Origin of the sequence: Nocardia sp. NPDC019395, assembly GCF_040632335.1 — a bacterium.
In the GTDB taxonomy this organism is placed as follows: domain Bacteria; phylum Actinomycetota; class Actinomycetes; order Mycobacteriales; family Mycobacteriaceae; genus Nocardia.
The window spans coordinates 2,081,206-2,104,766 of sequence record NZ_JBEYBT010000001.1 but is presented as its reverse complement, the minus strand read 5'-3'; the positions used below and the strand labels follow the sequence as shown (position 1 = coordinate 2,104,766).

Annotated in this window: 20 protein-coding genes; 13 read left to right on the top strand and 7 right to left on the bottom strand. The window is 65.2% G+C overall.

What is annotated here, in order from left to right:
• Positions 1-889: 889 nt before the first annotated feature.
• Complete coding sequence (locus tag ABZ827_RS08620) at positions 890-2,065, bottom strand: thiolase family protein (RefSeq protein WP_357234305.1); 1,176 nt, start codon at positions 2,063-2,065, stop codon at positions 890-892.
• A 106-nt stretch (positions 2,066-2,171) separates the two neighbouring features.
• Entirely contained in the window at positions 2,172-2,933 is a 762-nt protein-coding gene (locus ABZ827_RS08615; RefSeq protein ID WP_357234302.1) for an SDR family NAD(P)-dependent oxidoreductase, read from the bottom strand.
• 315 nt (positions 2,934-3,248) lie between these two features.
• On the opposite strand from ABZ827_RS08615, the gene ABZ827_RS08610 reads away from it, so the two are divergent.
• Positions 3,249-4,091, top strand: a complete 843-nt coding sequence (locus ABZ827_RS08610; protein ID WP_357234607.1) for a mycofactocin-coupled SDR family oxidoreductase — start codon at positions 3,249-3,251, stop codon at positions 4,089-4,091.
• Between the two features lie 146 nt (positions 4,092-4,237).
• On the top strand, positions 4,238-4,795 hold the full coding sequence (locus ABZ827_RS08605) for a nuclear transport factor 2 family protein (RefSeq protein WP_357234299.1): 558 nt from the start codon (positions 4,238-4,240) through the stop codon (positions 4,793-4,795).
• A gap of 112 nt (positions 4,796-4,907) precedes the next feature.
• Here the strand turns inward: ABZ827_RS08605 and ABZ827_RS08600 are convergent, their stop codons facing one another.
• The 4 genes from ABZ827_RS08600 to ABZ827_RS08585 form a co-directional block, all read right to left on the bottom strand.
• Complete coding sequence (locus ABZ827_RS08600; protein ID WP_357234297.1) at positions 4,908-5,864, bottom strand: zinc-binding dehydrogenase; 957 nt, start codon at positions 5,862-5,864, stop codon at positions 4,908-4,910.
• 76 nt (positions 5,865-5,940) lie between these two features.
• Positions 5,941-7,533 (bottom strand): NAD(P)/FAD-dependent oxidoreductase, encoded by a 1,593-nt coding sequence (locus tag ABZ827_RS08595; RefSeq protein WP_357234294.1) that lies wholly within the window; start codon positions 7,531-7,533, stop codon positions 5,941-5,943.
• 63 nt (positions 7,534-7,596) lie between these two features.
• The gene (locus ABZ827_RS08590) at positions 7,597-9,318 is read right to left on the bottom strand and encodes a CocE/NonD family hydrolase (RefSeq protein WP_357234291.1); all 1,722 of its coding nucleotides are present in this window, start codon (positions 9,316-9,318) and stop codon (positions 7,597-7,599) included.
• A gap of 54 nt (positions 9,319-9,372) precedes the next feature.
• Positions 9,373-10,191, bottom strand: a complete 819-nt coding sequence (locus ABZ827_RS08585; RefSeq protein WP_357234288.1) for a mycofactocin-coupled SDR family oxidoreductase — start codon at positions 10,189-10,191, stop codon at positions 9,373-9,375.
• Positions 10,192-10,810: 619 nt separating this feature from the next.
• Between ABZ827_RS08585 and ABZ827_RS08580 the strand changes: the two genes are divergently transcribed.
• From ABZ827_RS08580 to ABZ827_RS08550, 7 genes are all read left to right on the top strand, one after another.
• Positions 10,811-12,016 (top strand): LLM class flavin-dependent oxidoreductase, encoded by a 1,206-nt coding sequence (locus ABZ827_RS08580; RefSeq protein ID WP_357234285.1) that lies wholly within the window; start codon positions 10,811-10,813, stop codon positions 12,014-12,016.
• A gap of 36 nt (positions 12,017-12,052) precedes the next feature.
• Complete coding sequence (locus ABZ827_RS08575; protein ID WP_357234282.1) at positions 12,053-12,577, top strand: cupin domain-containing protein; 525 nt, start codon at positions 12,053-12,055, stop codon at positions 12,575-12,577.
• Between the two features lie 50 nt (positions 12,578-12,627).
• Positions 12,628-13,578, top strand: a complete 951-nt coding sequence (locus tag ABZ827_RS08570) for an isocitrate lyase/PEP mutase family protein (protein WP_357234279.1) — start codon at positions 12,628-12,630, stop codon at positions 13,576-13,578.
• A 61-nt stretch (positions 13,579-13,639) separates the two neighbouring features.
• Entirely contained in the window at positions 13,640-14,581 is a 942-nt protein-coding gene (locus ABZ827_RS08565) for an SDR family NAD(P)-dependent oxidoreductase (protein WP_084533409.1), read from the top strand.
• 77 nt (positions 14,582-14,658) lie between these two features.
• Positions 14,659-15,183: a flavin reductase family protein gene (locus ABZ827_RS08560; RefSeq protein ID WP_357234275.1), complete on the top strand. Its 525-nt coding sequence runs from the start codon at positions 14,659-14,661 to the stop codon at positions 15,181-15,183.
• Between the two features lie 83 nt (positions 15,184-15,266).
• Positions 15,267-16,619: a bifunctional 3,4-dihydroxy-2-butanone-4-phosphate synthase/GTP cyclohydrolase II gene (locus ABZ827_RS08555; RefSeq protein ID WP_357234272.1), complete on the top strand. Its 1,353-nt coding sequence runs from the start codon at positions 15,267-15,269 to the stop codon at positions 16,617-16,619.
• A gap of 68 nt (positions 16,620-16,687) precedes the next feature.
• Positions 16,688-18,319: an AMP-binding protein gene (locus ABZ827_RS08550; RefSeq protein ID WP_357234269.1), complete on the top strand. Its 1,632-nt coding sequence runs from the start codon at positions 16,688-16,690 to the stop codon at positions 18,317-18,319.
• A 29-nt stretch (positions 18,320-18,348) separates the two neighbouring features.
• On the opposite strand, the gene ABZ827_RS08545 is transcribed toward ABZ827_RS08550, so the two are convergent.
• Complete coding sequence (locus ABZ827_RS08545; RefSeq protein ID WP_357234267.1) at positions 18,349-18,984, bottom strand: TetR/AcrR family transcriptional regulator; 636 nt, start codon at positions 18,982-18,984, stop codon at positions 18,349-18,351.
• A gap of 198 nt (positions 18,985-19,182) precedes the next feature.
• Between ABZ827_RS08545 and ABZ827_RS08540 the strand changes: the two genes are divergently transcribed.
• From ABZ827_RS08540 to ABZ827_RS08525, 4 genes are all read left to right on the top strand, one after another.
• Positions 19,183-19,956, top strand: a complete 774-nt coding sequence (locus tag ABZ827_RS08540; RefSeq protein ID WP_357234264.1) for an enoyl-CoA hydratase-related protein — start codon at positions 19,183-19,185, stop codon at positions 19,954-19,956.
• 226 nt (positions 19,957-20,182) lie between these two features.
• Positions 20,183-20,983, top strand: a complete 801-nt coding sequence (locus tag ABZ827_RS08535; protein ID WP_051743150.1) for an enoyl-CoA hydratase-related protein — start codon at positions 20,183-20,185, stop codon at positions 20,981-20,983.
• Between the two features lie 20 nt (positions 20,984-21,003).
• On the top strand, positions 21,004-22,614 hold the full coding sequence (locus ABZ827_RS08530) for a long-chain fatty acid--CoA ligase (RefSeq protein WP_357234261.1): 1,611 nt from the start codon (positions 21,004-21,006) through the stop codon (positions 22,612-22,614).
• Between the two features lie 97 nt (positions 22,615-22,711).
• Entirely contained in the window at positions 22,712-23,497 is a 786-nt protein-coding gene (locus ABZ827_RS08525) for an enoyl-CoA hydratase/isomerase family protein (RefSeq protein WP_357234258.1), read from the top strand.
• The last annotated feature ends 64 nt before the right edge of the window (positions 23,498-23,561 follow it).

The following is a 23,561-nucleotide window of genomic DNA, read 5'->3' as shown; positions in this document are numbered from 1 at the left end:
GTCCCAGCGGCCAAAACCAACGACTGACCAAAACCAACAGGGGTGGGTCCGGATTCCACCGGAACGACCGGGTCACGATTCAACCGAAGTTGACACTCCGCGGACACCTCCCGGGCCGGCTGCCCGGGGGCCTATCGGAGCTGAGGGCAGCCCCGACTCCGCGCGGCGGGAAGCGAGTCCGCACGGATGCAGAATCTCCAAGAACGGAGTCCTGAGGCCGGCTGTAACTGCCAGGGGAAATACGATCAACGTCACTTTCGCCAATGACACACCGGACGTGATGGTGTGCGTCGTCAATGGGTATCTCGACACTGTCGAGCCCAACTCGAACTCGGTCGAGCCCGTCGGAGCAGCGTTCGCGAGCCTTGTCGAGGACAACGATCCATTCGTACAGCCACGGTCCGAGCGCACGCTGTCCTTCTCAGGGGTGCCGGATGGAAGCTACCGGCTGTACTGGGAATGCACCAACCGATGGGGCGGCCCCACGACGCCGCCCACGATCGGATTATGGGGTACACGGCCATACCGCGGAAGTACAGACTTCGATCCCCCTACAGCCGAACCGATCCCAGTGGCCGTCCCGGCCACGCCCTGCTCCGGTTCGGTACGTGTGTGGAGTTCGACGAGATCGAGCGTGCGGCCGGCGAGCAGGACCGCGACTTCGGCTCATGCCCGAGAATGCCGAAGGCCGCAATCTCTCGCTGGATGTACGCATTCACCGCGGCCTGGAGTGCTCGGAAAGATGTAGTTTTCTCGGTGAATACAACGACGGAACGTTGGCCCGGTCCAGACCGCCCGGTCGACTGCCGCCCGCCTGCCGCAGGGCAGCAGGAGCTCGAGGAAAGTCGAAAGCATCGACTCATCCACCGCATGGGTGGGTAGGCCGTTTTCAGATCCTTTCGATGAGAGTGGCATTGGCCATGCCGGCGCCCTCGCACATGGTTTGCAGCCCGAACCGCCCGCCGGTCGCTTCGAGATGGTTGACCAGTGTGGTCATCAGCCGTGTGCCGGATGCCCCGAGTGGGTGCCCGAGTGCGATGGCGCCGCCGCGGGGGTTGAGTTTGGCGGGGTCGGCATCGAACGCCGCCTGCCATGCCATCGGGACCGGTGCGAACGCCTCGTTCACCTCGTAGGCGTCGATATCGTCGATGCCGAGGCCCGACCGGGCCAGGATCTTCTCGGTGGCCGGGATCGGGCCGGTCAGCATGATCTCGGGGTCGGAGCCGACGACCGCGAAATGGCGCAGGCGCGCTCGGGGCGTCAGATCGAGCCGGGCGGCCGTCTCCTCGCTCATGATCAGCGCTGCCGAAGCACCGTCGGTCAACGGTGAGGAGTTGCCGGGCGTGATGGCCCAGCCGATTTCGGGGTAGCGCCTGCTGAACTCTTCGTCGCGGAAAGCAGGCGGTAGCGTGCCGAGTTTCGCCGCCGAGGTGGTGGCACGAACCGTTTCGTCGACCGTGTGCAGCGTGCCGTCGGGCCTGGTGACGGGCACGATTTCGGTGTCGAATGCCCCGTTGGCGCTGAACTCGGCCGCACGCTGGTGTGAACGTGCCGCGAATCCGTCCAGGGCAGTTCGATCGAACTTCCAGCGGGAGGTGATCAGTTCGGCACCGATGCCCTGGTGCGGCAGGCTCGGGAAGCGACTCGCCAAGGGGCCGTGCGGGCTGCCGTCGCCGACGGCGGTCCCCATCGGTACCCGGCTCATCGACTCCACGCCGCACGCGATCGCGATATCGTAGGCCCCCGCGATCACCCCTTGCGCGGCGAAGTGCACAGCCTGCTGGCTCGAGCCGCATTGGCGGTCCACCGTCGTACCCGGCACCGTGATCGGGAAGCCGGCGTTCAACAGGGCAGTGCGGGCGACGTTGAGTGCCTGGTCGCCGGCTTGGCCGACGCAACCGGCGATGACATCGTCGACCAGTGCGGGGTCGATCCCGGTTCGGTCGATCAGGGCGGACAAGACGGTCGACAGCAGATCCGCCGGATGGACACCGGATAACGCGCCACCCGGTTTTCCCTTTCCCGATGCGGTGCGGACGATATCCACGATCACAGCTTCGGTCATGCTGACGTGCCTTTCATCGAAGTTCTTTACGGGGTTCCGCAAGAGCCGGCGATCCGCATTCGGCCGCGGACGGCTCCTCATGTCGTGACCTTTTCGCTCCTGAGCGTCAGCGAGGTGCCATCCGGATCGCTCCGTCGAGTCGGATGACTTCGCCGTTGAGCATCGGGTTCTCGACGATGTGGCGTACCAGCGCACCGAACTCGGCCGGATCTCCGAGCCGGGACGGATGCGGAACCTGTGCGCCGAGGGATTGTCTGATGTCTTCCGGCAGCGTTTTCAACAGTGGGGTGTCGAAAGTGCCGGGAGCTATTGTGGCAACGCGGATCTGGTGTCGCGCGAATTCCCGGGCGATGGGCAGGGCCATGGAGACGATTCCGCCCTTGGCGGCGGCGTAGGCAGGCTGACCGATCTGCCCGTCGAAGGCCGCGACCGACGAAGTATTGATGATGACGCCGCGTTCGCCGTCCACGGTACCTGTCGCCGCGATTCGCTCGGCGGCGAGTCTGATGACGTTGAACGTGCCGGACAAGTTGATCCTGACGATGCGCTCGAAGTCGTCGAGGGGGAGCGGCCCGTTTTTGCCGAGAACCTTTCCGGGGGGACCGATTCCCGCACAGTTCACCACGACACGCAGAGGCCCACGCTCGGACAGGATGTCCAGTGCCCGGGTCACGTCCTCGGTGGAAGTCACATCGCCGGGCACGAATGTCACTGCCCCCGCCCGCTCTTCCTGTATCCCGGCCCCGGACGAGGAGGGCAGGTCGAGTACGCCGACATGCGCGCCTGCCCTGGCCAATGCCTCGGTGGTGGCAAGTCCGAGGCCGGATGCGCCGCCGGTGACGAGTGCCACCGTGTTGCCCAGTTCCATCGTGAAGTTCTCCTGTTGGTCGATGTGACCCGCCGGCAGACGAGACCTCCGGCCGAGCGGCCCGAGTCACAATACGGACTAATAATGTCCAAATCAATACAGAATCGAGATTCTATCTGACTCCCGAGGGGGCGTTTTGGCTGCGGATTCGATAGAGCGCGACTCAGAATACTTCCAAATCTGGACGGAATATGTCAGTATGGTGGGGGTCACATCAGGAAGGATCCTCGACGAGGTGAAGCACCGTCGAGGGGCCGTTCCGAGCGGCGGTATGAGGCCGCGCGCTATCACCGGACCCGACAACAGGAGCGCAACATCATGGGCAAGCTCGAGGGCAAGGTCGCCTTCATCACCGGCGCGGCACGGGGCCAGGGCCGCAGCCACGCGATCCGGCTGGCGCAAGAAGGCGCGGACATCATCGCCGTGGATATCTGCGAGAACATTCCGGACAGCCCGTACGAGGGCGCTACCGAGTCCGATCTCGCCGAGACAGTGCAGCAGGTCGAGGCGCTGGGCCGGCGCATCGTGGCGAGCAAGACCGACGTCCGTGACTACGACGGGCTGCAGAAGGTGGTCGACGACGGTGTCGCACAGCTCGGCGGGCTGGCCATCGTCTGCGCCAACGCCGGCATCGCCGGAATCACCAGCCGGCCGCAGTCGGTCTGGGAATACGACGGCGCGACATGGCAGACGATGATCGACATCAATCTCACCGGCGTCTGGCACACAGCCAAAGCGGCAGTTCCCCACCTCATCGCCAACAAGGGTGGCTCGATCATTCTCACCAGCTCCGCGGCGGGCGTGAAGGCGTACGCGAATATCGGGCACTACGTCGCGGCCAAGCACGGGGTGATCGGGTTGATGCGCTCGCTCGCGCTGGAACTGGCACCGCACGGCATCCGTGCCAACGCGGTCAATCCCACCCAGGTGGACACACCCATGATCCAGAATCAGGCGATGCGCCGCCTGTTCCGGCCCGATCTCGAGCGCCCGACGAGGGAAGATTTCGCACCGGCCTCCCAGACGGTGAACGCCCTGCCGATTCCCTGGGTGGACTCGGTGGATGTCAGCAACGCCGTACTCTTCCTGGCCTCCGATGAATCCCGGTACATCACGGGTGTATCGCTGCCTGTCGATGCGGGTGCCCTCATCAAGTAGATGCGAACAGGACGCGGCGGCAGTGCGCTCGACATTCCGGCGTATCGACCTCGGCCGGTACTGCACTCCGCCGCGCCTTTTCCGAAGACCCCGAATCAGCCGGCCGTGGCCGCATCGGGTGGCCGCACGTTGGAGGAATGGAACAGATGTCACTGACAGACGCACAGCTGATGGAGCTGTACGACAAGCAGGCTCTGCACGACAACCTGATGATGTATGTGCGGGGCGCGGACCGGCACGACCGTGAGCTGATGCGGTCGACGTATTGGCCGGATTCATTCGACGACCACGGTGCCTACGTCGGAGACGGCCAGGGGTGGGCCGATGCGGCGGTGACCTGGCACGACAAGATCTACAGCTGCAACCATCATGTCTCGAACGTCCTGTCCGAGATCGAGGGCAACCGGGCGAAGCGGGAGAGCATGTTCGTCTGTGTGGTCCCGTTCAGAGAGCCCGAAGTGACCATGTTCCAGGCCGGCCGTTACCGCGATCTGTGTGAGAAGCGGGACGGTGTGTGGAAGATTCTGCACCGCACGTGTGTCTGGGACTGGATCGACGTCCGGCCGATCAACTCCGATTGGGATATCGTCGATGTGCCACGCGTATCGCACTGGGGCGCTTGGTATCCCGAGGACCCGATCTATCTGGACTGGGTGCAGAGCCCGCCGACCGAGTTCCCGCGACAGCCGGGCCGGCAGTCGTAGCCGGATCGATATCGGATACCCGGCTGAGCAGCAATCCAGAGCCGCGGTGGATGTCCGCTCACCCGGGTACGGGTTCACATGAACTGCGCTCGGTTCAGGCGAACGAGACAGCTCAGTCCTCGTAGCAGGCGACGAGGCGGCCCACGACCCCACCCTGTCGGAGGAGTTCCAGTCCTTCCGGAATGCGATCCGGTGTGATGCGGTGGATCGGTGGCTCGAGTTCGCCGCCGCGCATGAGCTCGTACAACTCGGTGAGATCCCGCTGGGTGCCCGAGAGGGAGCCGAGGATCTTCAACTGCTTGAAGATGATCGCCTGGGTGTTCACCGTGGACTCCGGCCGGCCCAGACCGACCTGCACCAGTGTCCCGGACTTGGGCAGTGCCTCCACTGCCTGCGCGGTGGTGCTCCCGAAGCCGGCGTAGTCCACGATCAGCGGCAAATTCTTGTCCGCGAACTCACTGATCGATTCGGCGACGCCCGCGAGCCCGATCTCGGCAGCCAGTTCCCTGGTGGCCGGGTTCGTTTCGGCGGCATACACCTCGGCGCCTTTCAGCACGGCGATCCGGGCGCCGAGGTAGCCGAGACCGCCGAGGCCGATCACTCCGACCCGCATGCCCTCCTGCGCACCGCCCAGCGCGACCATGGCGTGGTACGCCGTCAGCCCCGCATCCGTCGCCACCGCTCCCAGCGAGAAGGAAAGTTCGGCCGGCAGGCGGACGAGGTTCGCCTCGGTGGCGCGCACTTTGGGACCGTAGCCGCCGTCCCAGGTGCCGTAGCCGATGGCATCGCCGTGGGGAATCATCGGCGACAGCCCTACTCGGTCACCGACCTGCCATCGGTCCATCCCGGGACCCACTTCGCTGATCACGCCGGCGTTTTCGTGCCCGAGTGTCATCGGCAGCCGCGGGAACGACGTCATCCATTCTGGCTCGTGCAGGGCGCCCATATCGGAGGCGCACAACCCGGCGGCCTTGACGTCGACGATGACTTCGCCCGGGCCCGCGCGTGGTGTTTCCACCTCTTCCAGGGTCAGGGGCCGGCCGGTGCCGTGAAATCGCCAAGATTTCATGGGGCTTACGTCCTTTCTGGGTATCGATGGACGAACGGTGAGGAGCGGCGTCGGCCGGTGTCGAGCGGCGAGATACTCAGGAGAATGCGAACCCGGCGAAATCGTCGGCCGCGACTTTGTCGCATTCGGCGACGTATCGGTCGAGGCCGGCGACATAGGGCATGAAAACCCTGCTGCCGTCGTCGCGATTGACATGCACCATGTAGTTTTCGACGTTGAGCCGGAGCAGGCTGGACGCGGCCTCCGCCACGTGTGCGGTCCACTCGTCCTGGGCCGTTTCCTCGGGTTCGACCTTCGTGCGACCCCGTTCGCCCATATGCCGCAGCAGATCGGCGACGAAGTCGACATGCTGGACGTTGTCCAGGATCATATTGGCCAGCACCGAGGGACTTCCGGGTCCGGTGAGCAGGAACAGATTCGGGAACCCGCGCGTCATCAGCCCGAGCAGAGTGCGCGGCCCGCGAGCCCACCGGTCGGTCGGGCGCTCGCCGAATTCGTTGCGGATATTCGCCTCGTCGAGGGCTCCGGTGAACGCGCTGAAGCCCAAGGCGAATACGATCAGATCGAATTCGAGATCGTGATCGCGAGTCCGTATTCCGTGTGGGGTGATCCGTTCGATGGGGTCGGCCTTGACGTCGATCAGATCCACATTGCTCTGATTGAATGCCTCGTAGTAGCCGGTGTCCACGCACAGGCGCCGAGAGCCGATGGGATACGAGCGTGGCGTGAGGATGTCGGCGGTTACGGGATCGCGCACGGTATCGAGCACATGCTGCCGGACGAAATCGGCCACGAGGGTGTTCGCGTGGATATCGGTGCCCTGATCGCTGAAAACGGCATTCATCGTATGCCCGCCGCGGGCCCAGCGCTCGCGCAGCAGCGCCTGCTGTTCCTCCGGTGTGAAGGAGCCGGCCGGACCGGCACCGAGTGGGATATCCGAGCCGGTCGGATGGTGCAGGATCGCCTCCCGCATCTCGGCGACCCGGCCGGCGAGGTCGGCGTACTTCTGCTGATCGAGCGGACCGTTCTGGGCGGGCACCGAGTAGTTCGCGGTACGTTGGAACACCGTGACGTTCTCGGCGTCACGCGCGAGCGCGGGTACCGCCTGGACGCCCGAGGACCCGGTGCCGATGACGGCGATACGTTTACCCGCGGTCTCGACATGGTCGGTCGGCCAGTGCGAGGTCTGGACCCAGCGGCCGCGGTAGTCCGCTAGTCCGGGGAAAGCCGGTGTGCGGGCTTTGGAGAGCTGGCCCGACGCCATGATCAGATAGCGTCCGGTGACCGATTCGCCACTGCTGGTGGTGACGCGATAGCGGTGCGCCGCCGGCTCCCACTGAGCGCCGGTGACCCAGGTCGAGAATCGGATATGCGGACGAACGCCCCAGCTGTCGGCGGCGAAATTCAGATACGCCAGGATCTCCGGCTGCGCCGGATAACGCTCCTTCCACGACCACCGCGGATACAGCTCCTCGTCCGGGAAGCAGTAGAAGTAGCTTTCGATATCGACGCGCGCTCCGGGATAGCGATTGTGGTACCAGACCCCACCCACCTCGGGCGCACCCTCGAATGCGATGACCCGCAACCCCTCCTGGGTCAGCTTGTGCACCGCGTAGATACCGCCCGCACCGGCACCGACCACAACAGCGTCATAGTCCACCGAATTCATAACCGAACCTTTCTCAGGTCGAAATGCATCATTACAAGCCTTTGTCGTGACGGGCAGGACCCATCACGCCGATCGCCGGACAACCGGAAGCACGAGCCTCGACAGCCGGGTGCCGTCGTGCCACACGGTGTTGGTGGCAACCACCAGGTCCTCACGGCGGGCATCCGCGACCGGGATCGCCGCATTGGGATTTCGGTCGTACTTCGGGAAATTGCTGCTGGAGATGTCCAACCGCAGCCGATGCCCGGCGCCGAAAACGTAGGAGGTGGCGACCAGGTCGATATCGATTTCGTAGACCGCCCCGGGTTCCAGGAATTCCGGTCGCGCCGTCGATATCCGGTAGCGGCACCGCAGGATGCCGTCGCAGACGAGTTCGGCCCGGCCGTCCGGGTGGACGTCCACCAGCGTCGCGGTGAAGTCGGTGTCGACCGCGCTCGACGAGACGTACAGTTTCGCCCGGACCGGGCCGGTCACCTCGAGTGACCGGTCGAGCGGCGCGCTCGTGTAACACAACACGTCCTGGCGGGCCTCGGTGCACGTTTGGTCGCGGGGGCCCGCGTTGGCGCCGATGAACAGGCCGGGCAGGAATGTCGCGCCGCCACAGGTCGTGACCGGGTCGGCCGGGTCGTAGACGAAGCTGTCGGAGGCCGCCGCCGAGCCGGTCGAGGTGGACAGCGTCCCGTCGCCGCCGCTGGTTCGGGCATCGGTTGCGCTGCCGAGGTAGTAGTCGACGTATTCGGTGTCCGGTAGGGGCCAGTCCGGCTCGTCGCGCCAGATATCGGGTCCCATGACGAAGATCCGCACCGGGCTGGGCGAAACTGTCGAGGGAGAACCCGCCAGGTGCTCCTTGAACCACGCCAGTTGGACCCCGGTGATATCGGCTGCGTCGGCCCCGGCCTGTATCCCGAAGGACCGCTCGGGGAACACACCGCTGGTCGCTCCGTGGGCCCACGGGCCGATGATCAACCGCTGGCGCCGCGCGTCCGGCCGGTCCGAGCGTGCGCGCAGGGCGAGATAGTTGTCGATCGTGCCGCCCAGGAACAGGTCGTGCCATCCGCCGATGTTCAGCACCGGGATGTCCGGAACAGCCGCCGACAAGTGTTCCCAGTAACCGTCGCGGTCCGGGTGGTCCAGCCACTGCGCCAGGTACGGTGCGACGGCGGTCAGCGTGGGGTGATCGCGCGCCGGCAGCGTGCGGAACACGTCGTCCATGGTGTCGAGCATTCGCCGCAGATCGGCGAGGCGATTCTCCTCGACCGAGGGGCTGCGGAGCAGTTCCCCGAGGCCGAGTGCCGAAGTGACCCATTGCAAGGCGAATCCCAGGCGGAACGCGCCCCCCTGGTACAGCCAGCTGTCGTAGTAGTCACGAGAGGTGACAGCCGCCGATATGGTGGCCAGGGCCGGTGGCCGCTCGGCCGCCGCCAGCCATTGCGTCGCGCCGGTGTAGGAGCTGCCGAACATGCCCACCGAGCCGGTCGACCACGCCTGGCCGGCCGCCCACGCGATGGTGTCCGCGCCGTCGGTCCGTTCGTCGGCGAACGGACGAAAGGTCCCGTCACTCTGATAGCGGCCACGGGTGTCCTGGACGACGACCGCGAATCCTTCCCGTGCCGCGCGCAGCACATCCACCCAGCCGCTGATCATCCCGTAGCTCTCCTTGTTGTACGGGATGCGTTCGAGCAGAGTGGGGAACGGCCCGCCGGTGGCCGGACGGTAGACATCGGTGGCGAGTTCCACGCCGTCGCGCATGGCGACCCTGAGGTTCTTCTCGACGACTAGGTCCATGGTGTCGGCCGAGTCCCTTCCCAGCTTGTTCGTTTCCTGCGGTCGGTCACCACGTCAGAACGCTGTGACGCCGCCGTCGACGGCCAAGGAAAGCGCTGAGGTCCAGGTGGATTCATCGGACAGCAGGTAGACGACGGCATGGGAGATCTCGGTCGGGTCCATCATGCTGTCCGGGTGGAAATGGGCGTAGGTGCCGAGCAGGGCTTCGTTGCCGGCGGCGATCTCACCGAAGAGGGGTGCGATATACCGCGACATCTCGGTGTCGACCGGACCGGGATGCACGGTGTTGACCCGGATCCGGTGTTTGCCGAGCTCGGCGGCGAGGGTCTTGCCCATCCCGGTGACAGCGAACTTCGAGGCGGTGTACGGGAGATTGAACGGACCCCCTTTGAGTCCGTTGCCCGACGAAACGAGAACGATCGATCCGCCGTTCCCGGCGTCGACCAGTACCGGCGCGGTCGCCTGCACGGTGTTCCACACGCCGAAGAGGTTCACCTCGATGACATCGCGGAATTCTTGCTCGCTGAACTTGTCCCAGGGCTTGAAGATTTCGATACCCGCGTTGGCGACCACACCGTCGAGCCGGCCGAGCTCGGCCACGCCGGCGCCGACGACCTGCCGGAGCCGCTCGAGGTCGCGGACATCGGCTTGCTCGGCGACGATCCGCCGGCCGAGCGCCTCGACGAGACGGACCGTTTCCTGGAGGTCCTCCGCTGTGGCACCGCTGTACTGGAAGACGGTGGGGATCGACGCGCAGATATCGACCGCGATGATGTCCGCGCCCTCTTCGGCAAGGCGGACGGCATGGGCACGGCCCTGACCGCGCGCCGCACCGGTGATGAAGACGACTTTGCCTTCCATACGTCCCGCCATTGCTGATGCTCCATTCTGAGAGAGAAACCGAGGCGGCGTCCTGCTGCCGCAACCGGAAATGAGCGCTCGCCGCCCGGCGATGACCGGGTATGGGGTGAGCACTCGGCGAGCGCAGTCGCTCAGCCATGTGACGCCGACCATACTGACATGTTTCGTCCAAATTGGAAAGGGTGGCGGCCCGTCGGCCGGCGGGGCTACCACTCGAATGCTGCTGCGCACCTGCGTGCGTCGGCCATATGGAGTCCCGCCAGAAGCTTGGTATCTCGCGCCAGCGGGCTGCGAAGGGGCGTACTTGACGCACTTTCTCACCTTGTTGGCGTCGAATACCGTGCCGGTGTGGCGGTGCCCGCTCCTAACCTGAACACAGCGAATGTGAGCTGAGACACCGACGCACCGGCCCGGAAGACGATCTCGACGGACGGATCGCATCGGCACCGCCCAGGCGCTCGGCTACGACCCCGTAGACGAACGACGTGACTCGCCGTGCACCGAGCGACGAACGAGCGGGCGGACTCGCCGGCATTCAGCCCTATATCGCGACGGCGAACGCATGTCGCGCAATCCGACCCACCACGGGTGCTTTCCGGCACCTGGAATCACGAAGATCTGGAGAAACTCGATGAGTACCCCCGAACTGATCAAGAGCGACGTACCGCGTGAATTCGTCGCCGATCACACCGTGGAACGAAATCAGCGGCCCATGATCGACGGACCGAACAAATTCAAGTTCGCGATCTTCGGGGCAAATGTTTCGACTGGTCAGGGCGGACTGACGCTCGCCGATAACACGATCAAACTCGGTAATTGGGACGAGGTCCGCGGTCTCGCCGAAAAAGCGGACACCTACGGCGTCGAAGGGTTCATTCCGATCGCGCGCTGGCAGGGGCTTTCCGGGCCGGACCGGCCCTGGGGCCGGCAGCACGAAACGTTCACCTGGGCGGCCGGACTGGCGGCGGCCACGCGGAACATCCAGATCTTCGCCACCTGTCACGTCCCGTTCGTGCATCCGCTCATGGCGGCGAAAATGAGCGCGACGGTCGATCACATCAGTGGCGGCCGGATGGGGTTGAATGCCGTCGCCGGCTACCACCAGCCGGAGTACAAGATGTTCGGTCTCGAACTCCCGGAGCACGACAAGCGCTACGAGATGGCCGAAGAGTGGATGACGATCGTCGAGCGACTCTGGTCCGACGAGGGCGAGGAATTCGAATTCGACTTCGACGGCGAGTTCTTCACACTCGGCGGTGCCCAGGCCTACCCCAAGCCCGTCCAATCGCCCGGACCCATGGTGATGAGTGCCGGCGCGAGCCCGGCGGGCCAGAAATTCGCGTTCCGGCACGCCAACATCCTGTTCATCATGGTCACCGATGTGAACAACAGCAAACCGGTCACGCAGAAAGTCCGGGTGAACGCCGACGAGGCGGGCCGGCCGGACCTCGATCTCTGGGCGGGTGTGCACATCATCTGCAAAGACACCGAAAAAGAGGCGCAGGACTACGTGAAATACGTCGTCGACGAAAAGGGTGACTGGGAGAGCGCGGTCCGGTATCAGCAGATCATCGCCTCGGGTGATGCCCGCAGTATGCGCTGGGACGATTTCAAACGTAATGAGGACTTCAAGCAGGATGAATCCATCCGGACTTTCATGCGGGCCGGTCTGGTTCCGCTGGTGGGCACGCCGGAGATGATCGTCGAAGGGCTCCAGAAGCTGTCCGACGCGGGTATCGCGGGTGTCTGCACCGGGCTCGTCGACTACGACGAGGGCCTGGACCGGCTCAACGAGCAGATTTTTCCGCTGATGCGCAGCGCCGGACTACGTGCCTGACAACGGCTCGGATCCTTTACAAGGGAGTGAAGGTAGATGACTTTTCCGGATCCCAAACAATTCCGCCTGATAGTCGCGGGAACCACCGACTCGGGCGAAGCGGATTTTCTCGAGGTCGGCGGACCGGCCGAGATAAGTATGCCGGGTATCGCCGAGGGGGCATTCTACTGGGCCGTCGAAGGCGGGCACAGTAAAGAGAACATCGGCCGCCCGCCCAGCCGCGTTCACCTGGCGGGGCCGAATGGCTCGACCTTCGGGGTGAGCAGTTTCCCGGCACGTTCGGCCGGAAACGAACTGGATCCCGAACAGCTCGACCCGAGTATGGCCGGTACCGGTGACGACGGCGATCCCAATATGCACGCGAGCGAAACCATCGATTACGAAGTGGTGATTTCGGGAAAAGTGGACCTCGAGCTGCCCGGCGGAAAGGTGCGTACCCTCGGACCGGGTGACCTCCTCGTCATGGGCGGCGTACCGCACGCCTGGAAGAACCCGTACGACGAGGACTGTGTCTACATCGTGGTGACGATCGGATACAACGATTCGCAGTCCAGCGCATAGCGACCGGAACCCAGAAATTCGAACAAGGCAATCAGGATGAAGGAGTAATCATGGGTCCGAGTTCGCCGGGTGCGGCGCTGCGCGAGATATTCCAGCGGCCCGAGACCGTGGTCGTACCGTTCGGATCGCTGCCGATCCACGCTCAGATGGCCCAGCACGCGGGCTTCGAGGCCTTCGAACTCTCGGGCGGGATGTCGGCCTGGTGGGCCGAGGGCGCCTCCGATGTCGGCTGGCTGACGTTGACCGAGGTGGTAGCGCACGCGAAGCGCGTCGCACGAAGCACCGATATTCCCGTATATTGCGACGCCGATACGGGTTTCGGCGCCCCCATCAATGTCCAGCGCACTGTCGCGGAGTTCATCGATGCCGGCGTGGCGGGAATCCATATCGAGGATCAGCGGGAGCCCAAGAAGTCCGGTGGGACGACCGGAATCGAACTCGTATCCGATGCGGAGGCGATCGGGCGGCTCAACGCGGCGGTCGACGCCCGGGACCGCTTGGATGCCGACTTCGTGATCGTCGCGCGCACCGACGGATTCGGTGCGGCCGGCGGCAGTGTCGACGAGGCGATCCGCCGCGCACAGCTGTACCGCGCGGAGACCGGGATCGATGTCATTTTCTTCGAAGGCTTCCATACCTGGGAGCAGGCCGAACTGGCACTGAAAGAGACGCCCGGTTCGAACTACGTGATGGGTGCCGATCTCATCGGGCGGCGGCCGCTCCACGAGCTGACCGCGGTGGGTCAGTCGATCGAGGCAGTGCCGTTCGTCCTGCCCGGTGTCCACGAGGTGTGGCGCTTGCTCCTCGATATCAAGGAAGCCGGCGACGCCACCCCCTTCGCGGCCTACGTGGAGAAAATGAACGAGGCGAAAGGCACCGCCTACGACTTCGGATGGGGTGCTCGCCTCGGGCGGCCGTCGCCGGAATACGTGCAGAGCACGGAGGAAAAATATCTTCCGCCGGAAGCCCAACGCGATTACGTCAATACCCCCAATGCCTAGCGGTCGAATTCCTCGACCCGATCCGGCCGGATAATCCACAAACTCTACAAAGGTGTATGAAATGACTGGACAGAGCGAACTCGACTTCGGCGGGCGCGTAGCCATTGTTACCGGAGCAGGACAGGGCATGGGGCGCGAGCACGCCGTAATGCTCGCCGCTCGCGGTGCGCGGGTCGTGGTCAACGATATCGCCACGGCACGTGCCGAGGAAACGGTGAAAGCGATCCGCGAAGCCGGCGGGACGGCAGTGCCCGACAGCCACGATATCGTCACCGAAGCGGCGGGCCTGGTGCAGGCGGCGATCGACAGTTTCGGGCGCCTCGATATCGTCGTCAACAATGCCGGGATCAACGCGTACGGCCGCTTCTGGGAAATGGACAGCGACCTCTGGTGGCGAGTTTTCGACACCAGCTTCCGGGGTGTCGTCGAGGTTGCGCGCCACGCCATGCCGCACCTCATCGAATCCGGAAGCGGACGGCTGATCAATATCTCTTCGAACGGTTTGATGGGTATCCCCAACGACACGTCCTACGGCGCGGCCAAAGCCGCGGTCTGGGGACTGGGCAATTCCCTCGTCGCCGAGGCCCGTGAGGTCGGCGTACAGGTCACCACGCTGCTGCCGGTCGCCTGGACACCGATGACCGAGGATGCGTTCGGGAACGGCAGCCCCGTCATTCAGAAGCTCATGCGCGAGCAGTTCCCGGCGGATGCCGTCGCGGCCTTCGTCACCTGGCTCGCGCACCAGGACACCACTGTGCACGGCGAAGCGTTCGAGGTCGGTGGCCTGGCGGCCGCCAGGACTGTCATCACCGCGATGCCGCGGATCAAGGCCGCCGAAACCACCCCCGAAGCCTGGGCGGACAAGGCGTCGGAGCTCACGACGGACGGTGATCTCACGCCGCTGTTCAATGCGAGCCAGTCACTCCGCGCGCAGATGGTTTTCCTGGCGCCGGAGATGGAGTCCGAAATCCCCGCGGACGCGGCAGATGTGTCCGGCAACTGAGTAGCCGGGCCGAGTAATCGGTCCACGGTTCGGAGCGCGCTGGTGCCGTGCTTCGAACCGTGGCAGGAAGAGAACTGATGAGTCAGACCAAAGTGCGTGGTTTCGGCGGAGACCCGACGGTCGTGCGGAACGCTTTTGCGCAATTCCCTTCTGGTGTGGCGGTTCTCGCGGCCGATATCGCCGGTGGCAAGCATGCGCTCGTCGCCTCGTCGTTCATGGTCGGAGTATCGCTGGAACCCTGCCTCGGCGCGGTCGCGGTACAGAAGTCGTCCGAGACATGGGGCGTGCTCGAGAAGGCCGGCTCCCTCGGAGTGTCGATCCTGGGCAAGGGGCAGAGCGATCTGACCCGCAAGCTCGCAAGTAAGGATCGCGCTTCCCGTTTCGAGCAGGTCGCGATCGACGTCGGGGAAGCGGGTGCGGTGTTCATCGAAGACGCCGCACTGTGGCTCGAATGCTCGATCCACGAGGTCACCGAGGCAGGCGATCACTGGATGGTCCTGCTCGAGGTGAACAAGCTCGGCATCGGCGAGAACGACCCGCTCATCTGGCACGGCACGAAGTTCCGCGAACTGGTCGACGCTCGGACGATCGACGTCGAGTAGACGAGGGGATCAGCGCGGGTGGCTGACCAGGGGCGACACCGCCGTCCGGCCCGGTGCGGGCACGAGAGTATGGAGCACAGGACGTGACAAGGTTCGACGATATCGAGCGCGCGGTCGCCGACATCGCCGCCGGTAAACCGGTGGTGGTGGTCGACGACGAGGATCGGGAGAACGAGGGCGATCTGATCTTCGCCGCCGAGAAGGCGACGCCCGAACTGGTGGCGTTCATGGTCCGCCATACGTCGGGATATCTGTGCGTACCGCTGTCCGGCGAGGACTGCGACCGGCTCGCCCTGCCGCCGATGTATGCCGTTAACCAGGACAAACACGGTACCGCCTACACGGTGACGGTCGATGCCCGGGCGGGCATCGGTACCGGTATCTCCGCCGCCGACCGAGCCGCGACCATGCGCCTGCTCGCCGACCTCACCGCCGGTGCCGGCGATTTCACCCGGCCCGGCCACGTGGTACCGCTGCGTGCGAAGGACGGAGGTGTCCTGCGCCGGCCCGGCCATACGGAGGCCGCCGTCGACCTCGCGCGGATGGCCGGCCTCCGCCCCGCGGGCGTGATCTGCGAGATCGTCAGCCGGCAGAACGAAGGCGCGATGGCACAGACCGGCGAGCTCCGCGACTTCGCCGACGAACACGGCCTCGCGCTGATCTCGATCGCCGACCTCATCGCGTGGCGCCGCAGGCACGAGAAGCAGGTGGTCCGCATCGCCGACGCGCGGATACCGACCGCGCACGGCACATTCCGGGCAGTCGGCTACCGGAGCATCTACGACGAGGTCGAGCATGTCGCCCTCGTATGTGGGGATATCGCCGGGCCGGCGGGCGACGGTAGCGATGTCCTCGTCCGGGTGCACTCCGAATGCCTGACCGGTGATGTGTTCGGATCGCTGCGCTGTGACTGCGGGCCCCAGCTCGACGCCGCGCTCGAGATGATCGCGAGCGAGGGGCGGGGTGTCGTGCTGTACATGCGCGGTCACGAAGGCCGCGGGATCGGCCTGCTGCACAAGCTGCAGGCCTACCAGCTGCAGGACGCGGGATCGGACACCGTCGACGCGAACCTCCAGCTCGGGTTGCCCGCCGACTCCCGCGACTACGGTATCGGCGCGCAGATCCTCGTCGACCTGGGGATATCCACCATGCGGTTGCTGACGAACAACCCCGCCAAACGGGTCGGGCTCGACGGCCACGGACTGCGCGTCACCGAACGTGTCCCGATGCCGCTGCGTGCCAATGCCGAGAATCTCGCCTACCTGCGGACCAAACGCGACCGTATGGGCCACGATCTCGCCGGTCTGGACGATTACGAAACCGCACACGCCACACCGCCGCCCGGCCATCGACAACCGATCGAACCTCCGGGCCTCTCGAGCGGATCGGACACACAGGTTCGAGTGCTGATCAGAGCCGACCACGGATTCGGCTGATCCACTCCGCAAAGCCATGTGTTTGTACCGACTCGATTTTCGAGAACGAACATTTATCAGGAGAGTTAGTGAGTCCCGAAATAGTGCGGACGGCCGAGGCGTACCCGGATATGGTCGCCGAGATCGCGGCCGAATCGCCGGCAGCAATCTGTCTGGAAGAGGTCGACGGGCCGGTCAGGACCTATGCCGAGGTCCACGCGAACGCGCGGAAATGGCGCCGGGCGCTGGCCGGTCTCGGGGTGGCGGCGGGTGACACCGTCCTGACCTTTGTGGCGTCCTCGGTGGCCTCGGTCGAGTTGTGGTGCGGAGTGGCCTACGCCGGCGCGATCGAAGCGTCGGCCAACCCCGCGTATCGGGGCGCGCTTCTCGATCACATCGTCGGTGATACCCGGGCGCGGGTCGCGGTCGTCGACCACCGGTATTTTCCGGCCGTTCGGGAGGCGCTGATCAAGGCGTCGAATATCGAGCAGGTCGTTGTCATCGGCGGCGGCGACGATCTCCGATCCGATAATTCCACCGTCATTGTCCGGGCAGACGACATTCTGGCCGCGGCGGGGGAGTCCGCGGAGGGCGCGCCCGAGGGCCGGATACCGGGACATACGCCGGCCTGCATCCTCTACACCTCGGGCACGACGGGGTTGTCGAAGGGGGTCGTCGTGCCATTCGCACAGTTGAAGGAGGCGGCGGCCGGAGTCTTCCCGCCGACCGTACTCGGCCATGAGGACGCCATCTACCTCCCCTTTCCGCCATCGCACATCACCTATCGCGCCAATCTGATATCTGTGGCGCGAGTGCGTGGACGGGCGGTTCTACGCGAGCGTTTCTCGACCGACGCCTTCTGGGCGGATATCGAGAAGTATCAATGCACCGCGACGCTACTCCTCGGCGCGATGGCGAATTTCGTCTACCAGAGTGATATCCGGCCCGAATCGACCCCGCTGCGACGAGTGCAGATGATTCCGGTGATTCCGGAGGTGGAGGAATTCAAGAAGCGGCACGACGTACTGGTGACCACCCAGTGGGGCATGACCGAAGTATGCGCACCCATTGTCGCGGTCGACTACGACGTCAGTATTCCGCAGAGTTGCGGTCGCCTGCGCGACGGGTTCGAAGCAAGAATTGTCGACGAGTTCGATCGCGAGGTGCCCGACGGTGAACTCGGGGAGCTAATCCTGCGTCCGCGTGAACCGTGGCATTTCGCCTCCGGATACTGGGCGAACCCGGAGGCGACGGTCGCCGCCTGGCGCAACCTGTGGTTCCACACAGGTGACCAGTTCCGCCGTGACGAGCAGGGCAACTACTACCTGGTGGATCGTCTCAAGGATTCGTTGCGCCGCCGCGGTGAGAACATCTCCTCGGTCGAGGTCGAAGCGGCCGTGCTCCAGCATCCCGACGTACTGGAATGCGCGGTGGTGGGGGTCGACTCGGAGTGGGGCGAGCAGGAAGTGATGGCCTTCGTCGTCCCGAAACAATCGCGGGGCCTGGACGAGGCCGCGTTGGACGAATTCCTGTCCGGCCGGCTGGCCGAGTTCATGCGACCACGATTCATCGAGGTGGTCGACCTGCTGCCGAAGACGGCGACCGAGCGGGTCCGCAAGGCCGAGCTCCGTGAGCGTGGCCGGGGACCCCGTACATGGGCCCGGCCGGAACGTGCCCGGTCCACTCCGGCCCGGACGTCCGAGGGCGGTGCGTCCCGATGATCTCGCGGCAGGACAGCCCCGGCGGTCCGTCAGGTGTCGTCGCCGGGGGAGTCCTGCGTGGAGGGACGCCGATAGCCGACGCCACGCAGCACCGTGTCCACGAGTTGCGTCAGGTAGGCCTCCGTATGCGCGACCTCGGCCAGCCCCGGAGGCGTGCTACGGACATGCGTGGTGATGGCGCCCGCGACGAGATCGGCGATGAGGGTGGGTGTGATGCCGGGGTCGATCTCGCCGCGCCGGACCGCTCGCCGGACCAGTGCCCGGGTCGACCGGATGTAATCCGGATAGTCGAGTTCGCCGACGACCGCGGCCAGCTCCTGGTTGGAATGCCGGTCCATGATCAGTCGGCTGACCATCGTGCCCTCGATGCTCTGGACGAACGCCATCCACTGTCTGGCGAACTCCCGCAGGTCCAGCTCGAGGTTTCCGAGATTGATGTTCCCGACCGAGGGCGCGGCCGAACGCACGGCATCGACCAGCAGCGCGGCCTTGTTCGGCCAGCGCAGATACAGCGAGCCCTTGCCGACCCCTGCGCGCCGCGCGACCTCGTCGACGGTGAATCCGCTCCAGCCGCGCTCGCCGTATACCGACCTGGCGGCGTCCAGCACCCGGTCGTCGAGATCGGGTTCACGCGGTCGTCCGACCGTGCGCGGCGAAGACGTCATGGCTTTTACCATACCGCTCCTCGTAGCGGCGCCGAAGCCATCTCGCCCGGCCGGAGGGGACACACAGCAAGTTACCGAGCCATTCCGTCCAGAATGTTTCGCGCTCTCGCGGCCGGTGGGGCGCGGTGAGTACGCGGAATCCGTATGCCGAGAGGAAGTCCTATGGCGAAATCGAATGAACCGGAGACCGACCCGCTTGTGGTCGAGCAGGCCGACGGCGTCCGGACCTTGACCATGAACAGGCCTGCGGTGAAGAACGCCCTGGATTCCGTTCAGTGGCGTCGCCTGGCGGCCGCGCTCGACGACGCGGAGCACGATACGAGTGTGCGCGCGGTGGTGCTGACGGGCGCCCACGGGGTGTTCTCGTCCGGCGGCGAGCTGGGGGCCGACGGCCCGCAACATCCGCTGGACCGCATGCGGATCATTTCTGCCACCGCGATTGCCCTGCACGAGTTTCCGAAGCCGACGATCGCGAAGGTGCCGGGCCCGGCGATCGGCGGCGGCTGGAACCTCGCACTGTGCTGCGACCTCGTGATCTGTTCCAGCAACGCCACTTTCGCGCAGGTGTTCCCGCGGCGGGGGCTGTCGATCGATGTCGGTGGGTCCTGGTTGCTGCCTCGTCTCATCGGGATGCAGAAGGCAAAACTGCTGACGATGACGGGCGATGTCCTCGACGCGGCGGAGGTGGAACGACTGGGACTGGCTACCAGGGTGGTCGAGCCCGAGGAGCTCGATGCTGTCGTCGACACGCTTGCCGGTCGGCTGGCCGCCGGTCCGCCGGCAGCTCTGTCCTTGACGAAGTCTCTCCTGCACCGTGCGGCCGGCGCCGACTTCGCCGGCAGCCTCGAGGCCGAAGCGGTGGCGCAGGCCGTGAATTTCGCCGGCGAGGACATCGACAACGGCTACCGGGCTTTCAAATCCAGAACAGCGCCGTCCTTCACCGGTCGTTGGCGCTTCGACGAGTCTCGGTAAGGCTGCCGACCTCGGCGATCAGGTCCTGGTCCAACCTTCTTCCTATTTTGGACTATATGTGTCAGTATGATCGGAGTCACGTTGATGGCTAACAGTTCTCAGGCGGTGATCGCCCTCCGATGGCGCGGCCGTCGCGAGCGGGCGGTCCGGATCGCGCCGGAACGGACCGACGTGGCTCCTGGTCTCGATGTAGCTGTGGCGATCAATCCCGAAGGAGTAGCTGCCAATGTATGAGCGGTATCAGACGATGAAGTTCGATCTGTCGAGCAGCGGTGTGCTGACGGTGACGTTCCTGCGTGCCGACAAGCTGAATGCGATCGATGCCGACTTCCATCGTGAATTGTCCACGGTGTTCGCCGATATCGGTATGGATCGCCGGGTGCGGGCAGTGGTCCTCACTGGTGCGGGACGGGCATTCTGTGCTGGCGGCGATCTCGAGTGGATCGCGGGGGAGACCCCGGTGACCAGGGAGACCACCTTCTTCGAAGCCAAGAAGATCGTCGACGATCTGTTGAACCTCCCGCAGCCGGTGATCTCCGCCGTCAACGGTGCCGCGGCCGGCTACGGCTTCACGATGGCGTTGATGAGCGATTTCAGCATCGTGGCCGAGGACGCGCGATTGTCCGACCCGCATGTGGTGATCGGTCTTGTCGCCGGTGACGGCGGGGCGATGATGTGGCCGATTCTCGTCGGTATGGCGCGCGCCAAGCGCTTCCTGCTCACCGGGGATCCGGTAGAGGGGCGGGTCGCCGCGGAATGGGGGCTGGTCACCGAGGCTTGCCCGGTGGACGAGGTGCTCCCGCGGGCCATGGAATGGGCCGAGCGGATGGCGGCCTCACCGCATGTCGCGGTGCAGGGCACCAAGAAGGCGCTCAACGCCATCCTGCACATGTTGTCCAGCGTGACACTGGATCTGGGCTTCCAGGCCGAACGCGTCTCCGCGGTGTCGGAGGATCATCAGCGTCTGGTCGGCGCGGCGCTCGAAGCCCGTGATCGCCGGCGCGCGGCGGCTGCGGCCCGGCAGTGACACCGCCCGAACCGGTGCCGATGCCGGGCCTCATTATGGATGTCGACCTGAACGTCGCGTTGCTGCTGCGGCGGATGCGCACCATCCATCACGGGGCGCGGGTGTACTCGCGGTCGGCGAGTTACCCGGACGGTCCCTCGCGGTCGGCCACCTTCGTCGAGGTGCTGGATCGGTCGGAGCGCCTCGCTGCGGCGTTGGCGCAGTTGGGAATCGGGCCGGGAGATCGCGTCGGGAGTCTGGCGTGGAATACCCAGGAGCACCTCGAGACCTATTACGCCGTCATCGGGATGGGTGCGGTGCTGCACACGGCCAACCCGAGGTTGCACGAGGACCAATTGGTGTACACGATCAACCACGCGTGCGACACCGTGCTGATCGTGGAGTCCGATTTCCGGGACCGGATCGCCGGTCTGCGGGATCGGCTGCCGCACCTCGAGCAGGTGGTGGTCATCGGCGCCGCCGGCGACCTCGCTGCCGGCGAACTCGGCTACGAGGAGTTGATCGCGCAGGCGGATCGTCCGCTCGCGCCGGTCGACGTCGACGAGCGGGCAGCCGCAGCCCTCTGCTACACCTCCGGTACGACGGGGGATCCCAAGGGAGTTCTGTATTCCCACCGGTCGATCGTCCTGCACGCCTTGTCCATGGCAGGTCGTGACGTCTTCCGGATCGGGGAGGAAGACATCGTCCTCGGCCTGGTTCCGCTCTTCCATGCCATGGGGTGGGGGCTGCCCTTCCTCTGCGGTCTCACCGGTGCCGATATGGTCCTGCCCGGCCCGAACCTGCAACCCGAGGCGGTTGCCGAACTGATCTCCGAACATGGGGTGACGTGGGCCGGAGGTGTTCCCACAGTATGGATGGACTTACTGCGAGTCATCCGGGATCGGGAATCGGGCCCCGCACCGGTCAACCTGTCGAGTCTGCGGACCGTTGTCGGCGGCGGGACCGCGGTTCCCGAGTCGCTCATGCGCGCCTACGGCTCCCTCGGAATCGATTTCGTCCAGGGCTGGGGCATGACCGAAGTCTTCCCGGGAGCCACCATGGTGACGCCTTCGGCGATGACCGACACCGATGAGGGGTGGCGGTCGCGCACTTCGGCCGGCCGGATCTCGCCGCTCTACGAAATGCGCCTCGTCGCCGACGACGGTACGGAGCTGCCCAGAGATGGGATCACCGTGGGTGAACTGGAGATCCGTGGGCCGATGGTGGCCGGCGCCTATCTGGGAGCCGACGTCGGCGCGGACAAGTTCCACGACGGCTGGCTGCGGACCGGGGATGTCGGGACCATCGACCCGAAAGGGTGGGTACGGATCACCGATCGGCTCAAGGACGCGATCAAATCCGGGGGCGAGTGGATCAGCTCCTTGGACCTGGAGTCGGCGCTGATGGCGCACCCGTCGGTTCGTGAGGCGGCCGTCGTCGGGCGTCCGGACGACCGCTGGGGCGAGCGCCCCGCCGCCTTCGTCGTGACAGACGGCGCGGTCGGCACCGACGAACTTCGCGAACACCTGTCGGGGCGCGTGGCGAAATGGTGGATCCCGGACGATTTCCGGGTGATCGACAACATTCCGCGCACCAGTACCGGCAAGTTCGACAAGAAACTGCTCAGAGAGAAATTCGGCAATCTCGTCTGAAGCCGCAGCGCTCGATTCGAAAGCTCCACAACCAGCTGCCTCCGACATTTTTCGGGGCAGAGATTTCTACTCGGCAACCTCAAAGGAGATGGTTTCCATGACCGTACTGGACGACTACCGTGACAAGTATCCGCACTGCGAATTCATCCGGGACGAGAACGGAATTCTGGAATTACGGCTCCATTCCGATGGCGGGCCCTTTCAGATCGGCATGCATACTCATCGTGAATTGACACGCGCATTCCGCGATGTCGCGCTCGATCGCGGTAATCGAGTCGTGCTCATCACCGGCACCGGTGTGGAATTCATGGGACCGCGCGCCGACGCCGAGGGCGGGCAGATCATGACCGTGATCCCGTCCTTCTCGGAGGAATACGCGGTATGGGAACAGGACGCCTGGACCGACCAGCGTGAATTGGTCAACGCAATCCTGGATATCCAGGTCCCGGTGGTTGCCGCGGTCAACGGCCCGGTGGCGCGGCACTGTGAGATTCCCTTGTTCTCCGATGTCATCATCGCCGCGGACACCGCGTCGTTCGAAGACTCGGCGCATTTCGAGCTGGAGGATATAGCGCCGGGCGACGGTTCCCAGATCTGGATGACCATGCTCCTCGGGATCAACCGGGCCCGTGCCTACATGCTCACCGGGGAGACGATCACCGCGGAAGAAGCGCTCCGCTGGGGCCTGGTCAAAGAGGTCCTACCTCCGGACCAGGTGCTCGGGCGGGCCCGGGAGATCGCGGGCCGGATCGCCGAGAAATCGGATACTACGCTGCGTTTCACCCGCGCCCTCATCGTCCAGCCCCTCAAGAAACAGGTGCTCGAAATGCTCGGCATGGGACTCGCCTATGAGGCTTTCGGCGCACTCGGCAAGCACGCCTGAAGCCTGACGACCGACACCGGCGGGTTGCGTCGAACTCGAGAAACGCACCGATAGACCCCAGGAG

What these genes read in the sequence shown, in the direction of transcription:
- ABZ827_RS08605 (WP_357234299.1), top strand. Translation starts at nt 4,238, where the DNA reads ATGTCACTGACAGACGCACAGCTGATGGAGCTGTACGACAAGCAGGCT.
- ABZ827_RS08575 (WP_357234282.1), top strand. Translation starts at nt 12,053, where the DNA reads ATGACTTTTCCGGATCCCAAACAATTCCGCCTGATAGTCGCGGGAACC.
- ABZ827_RS08600 (WP_357234297.1), bottom strand. Translation starts at nt 5,864, where the DNA reads ATGAAATCTTGGCGATTTCACGGCACCGGCCGGCCCCTGACCCTGGAA.
- ABZ827_RS08570 (WP_357234279.1), top strand. Translation starts at nt 12,628, where the DNA reads ATGGGTCCGAGTTCGCCGGGTGCGGCGCTGCGCGAGATATTCCAGCGG.
- ABZ827_RS08585 (WP_357234288.1), bottom strand. Translation starts at nt 10,191, where the DNA reads ATGGCGGGACGTATGGAAGGCAAAGTCGTCTTCATCACCGGTGCGGCG.
- ABZ827_RS08530 (WP_357234261.1), top strand. Translation starts at nt 21,004, where the DNA reads ATGCCGGGCCTCATTATGGATGTCGACCTGAACGTCGCGTTGCTGCTG.
- ABZ827_RS08595 (WP_357234294.1), bottom strand. Translation starts at nt 7,533, where the DNA reads ATGAATTCGGTGGACTATGACGCTGTTGTGGTCGGTGCCGGTGCGGGC.
- ABZ827_RS08525 (WP_357234258.1), top strand. Translation starts at nt 22,712, where the DNA reads ATGACCGTACTGGACGACTACCGTGACAAGTATCCGCACTGCGAATTC.
- ABZ827_RS08620 (WP_357234305.1), bottom strand. Translation starts at nt 2,065, where the DNA reads ATGACCGAAGCTGTGATCGTGGATATCGTCCGCACCGCATCGGGAAAG.
- ABZ827_RS08565 (WP_084533409.1), top strand. Translation starts at nt 13,640, where the DNA reads ATGACTGGACAGAGCGAACTCGACTTCGGCGGGCGCGTAGCCATTGTT.
- ABZ827_RS08535 (WP_051743150.1), top strand. Translation starts at nt 20,183, where the DNA reads ATGTATGAGCGGTATCAGACGATGAAGTTCGATCTGTCGAGCAGCGGT.
- ABZ827_RS08590 (WP_357234291.1), bottom strand. Translation starts at nt 9,318, where the DNA reads ATGGACCTAGTCGTCGAGAAGAACCTCAGGGTCGCCATGCGCGACGGC.
- ABZ827_RS08580 (WP_357234285.1), top strand. Translation starts at nt 10,811, where the DNA reads ATGAGTACCCCCGAACTGATCAAGAGCGACGTACCGCGTGAATTCGTC.
- ABZ827_RS08545 (WP_357234267.1), bottom strand. Translation starts at nt 18,984, where the DNA reads ATGACGTCTTCGCCGCGCACGGTCGGACGACCGCGTGAACCCGATCTC.
- ABZ827_RS08615 (WP_357234302.1), bottom strand. Translation starts at nt 2,933, where the DNA reads ATGGAACTGGGCAACACGGTGGCACTCGTCACCGGCGGCGCATCCGGC.
- ABZ827_RS08560 (WP_357234275.1), top strand. Translation starts at nt 14,659, where the DNA reads ATGAGTCAGACCAAAGTGCGTGGTTTCGGCGGAGACCCGACGGTCGTG.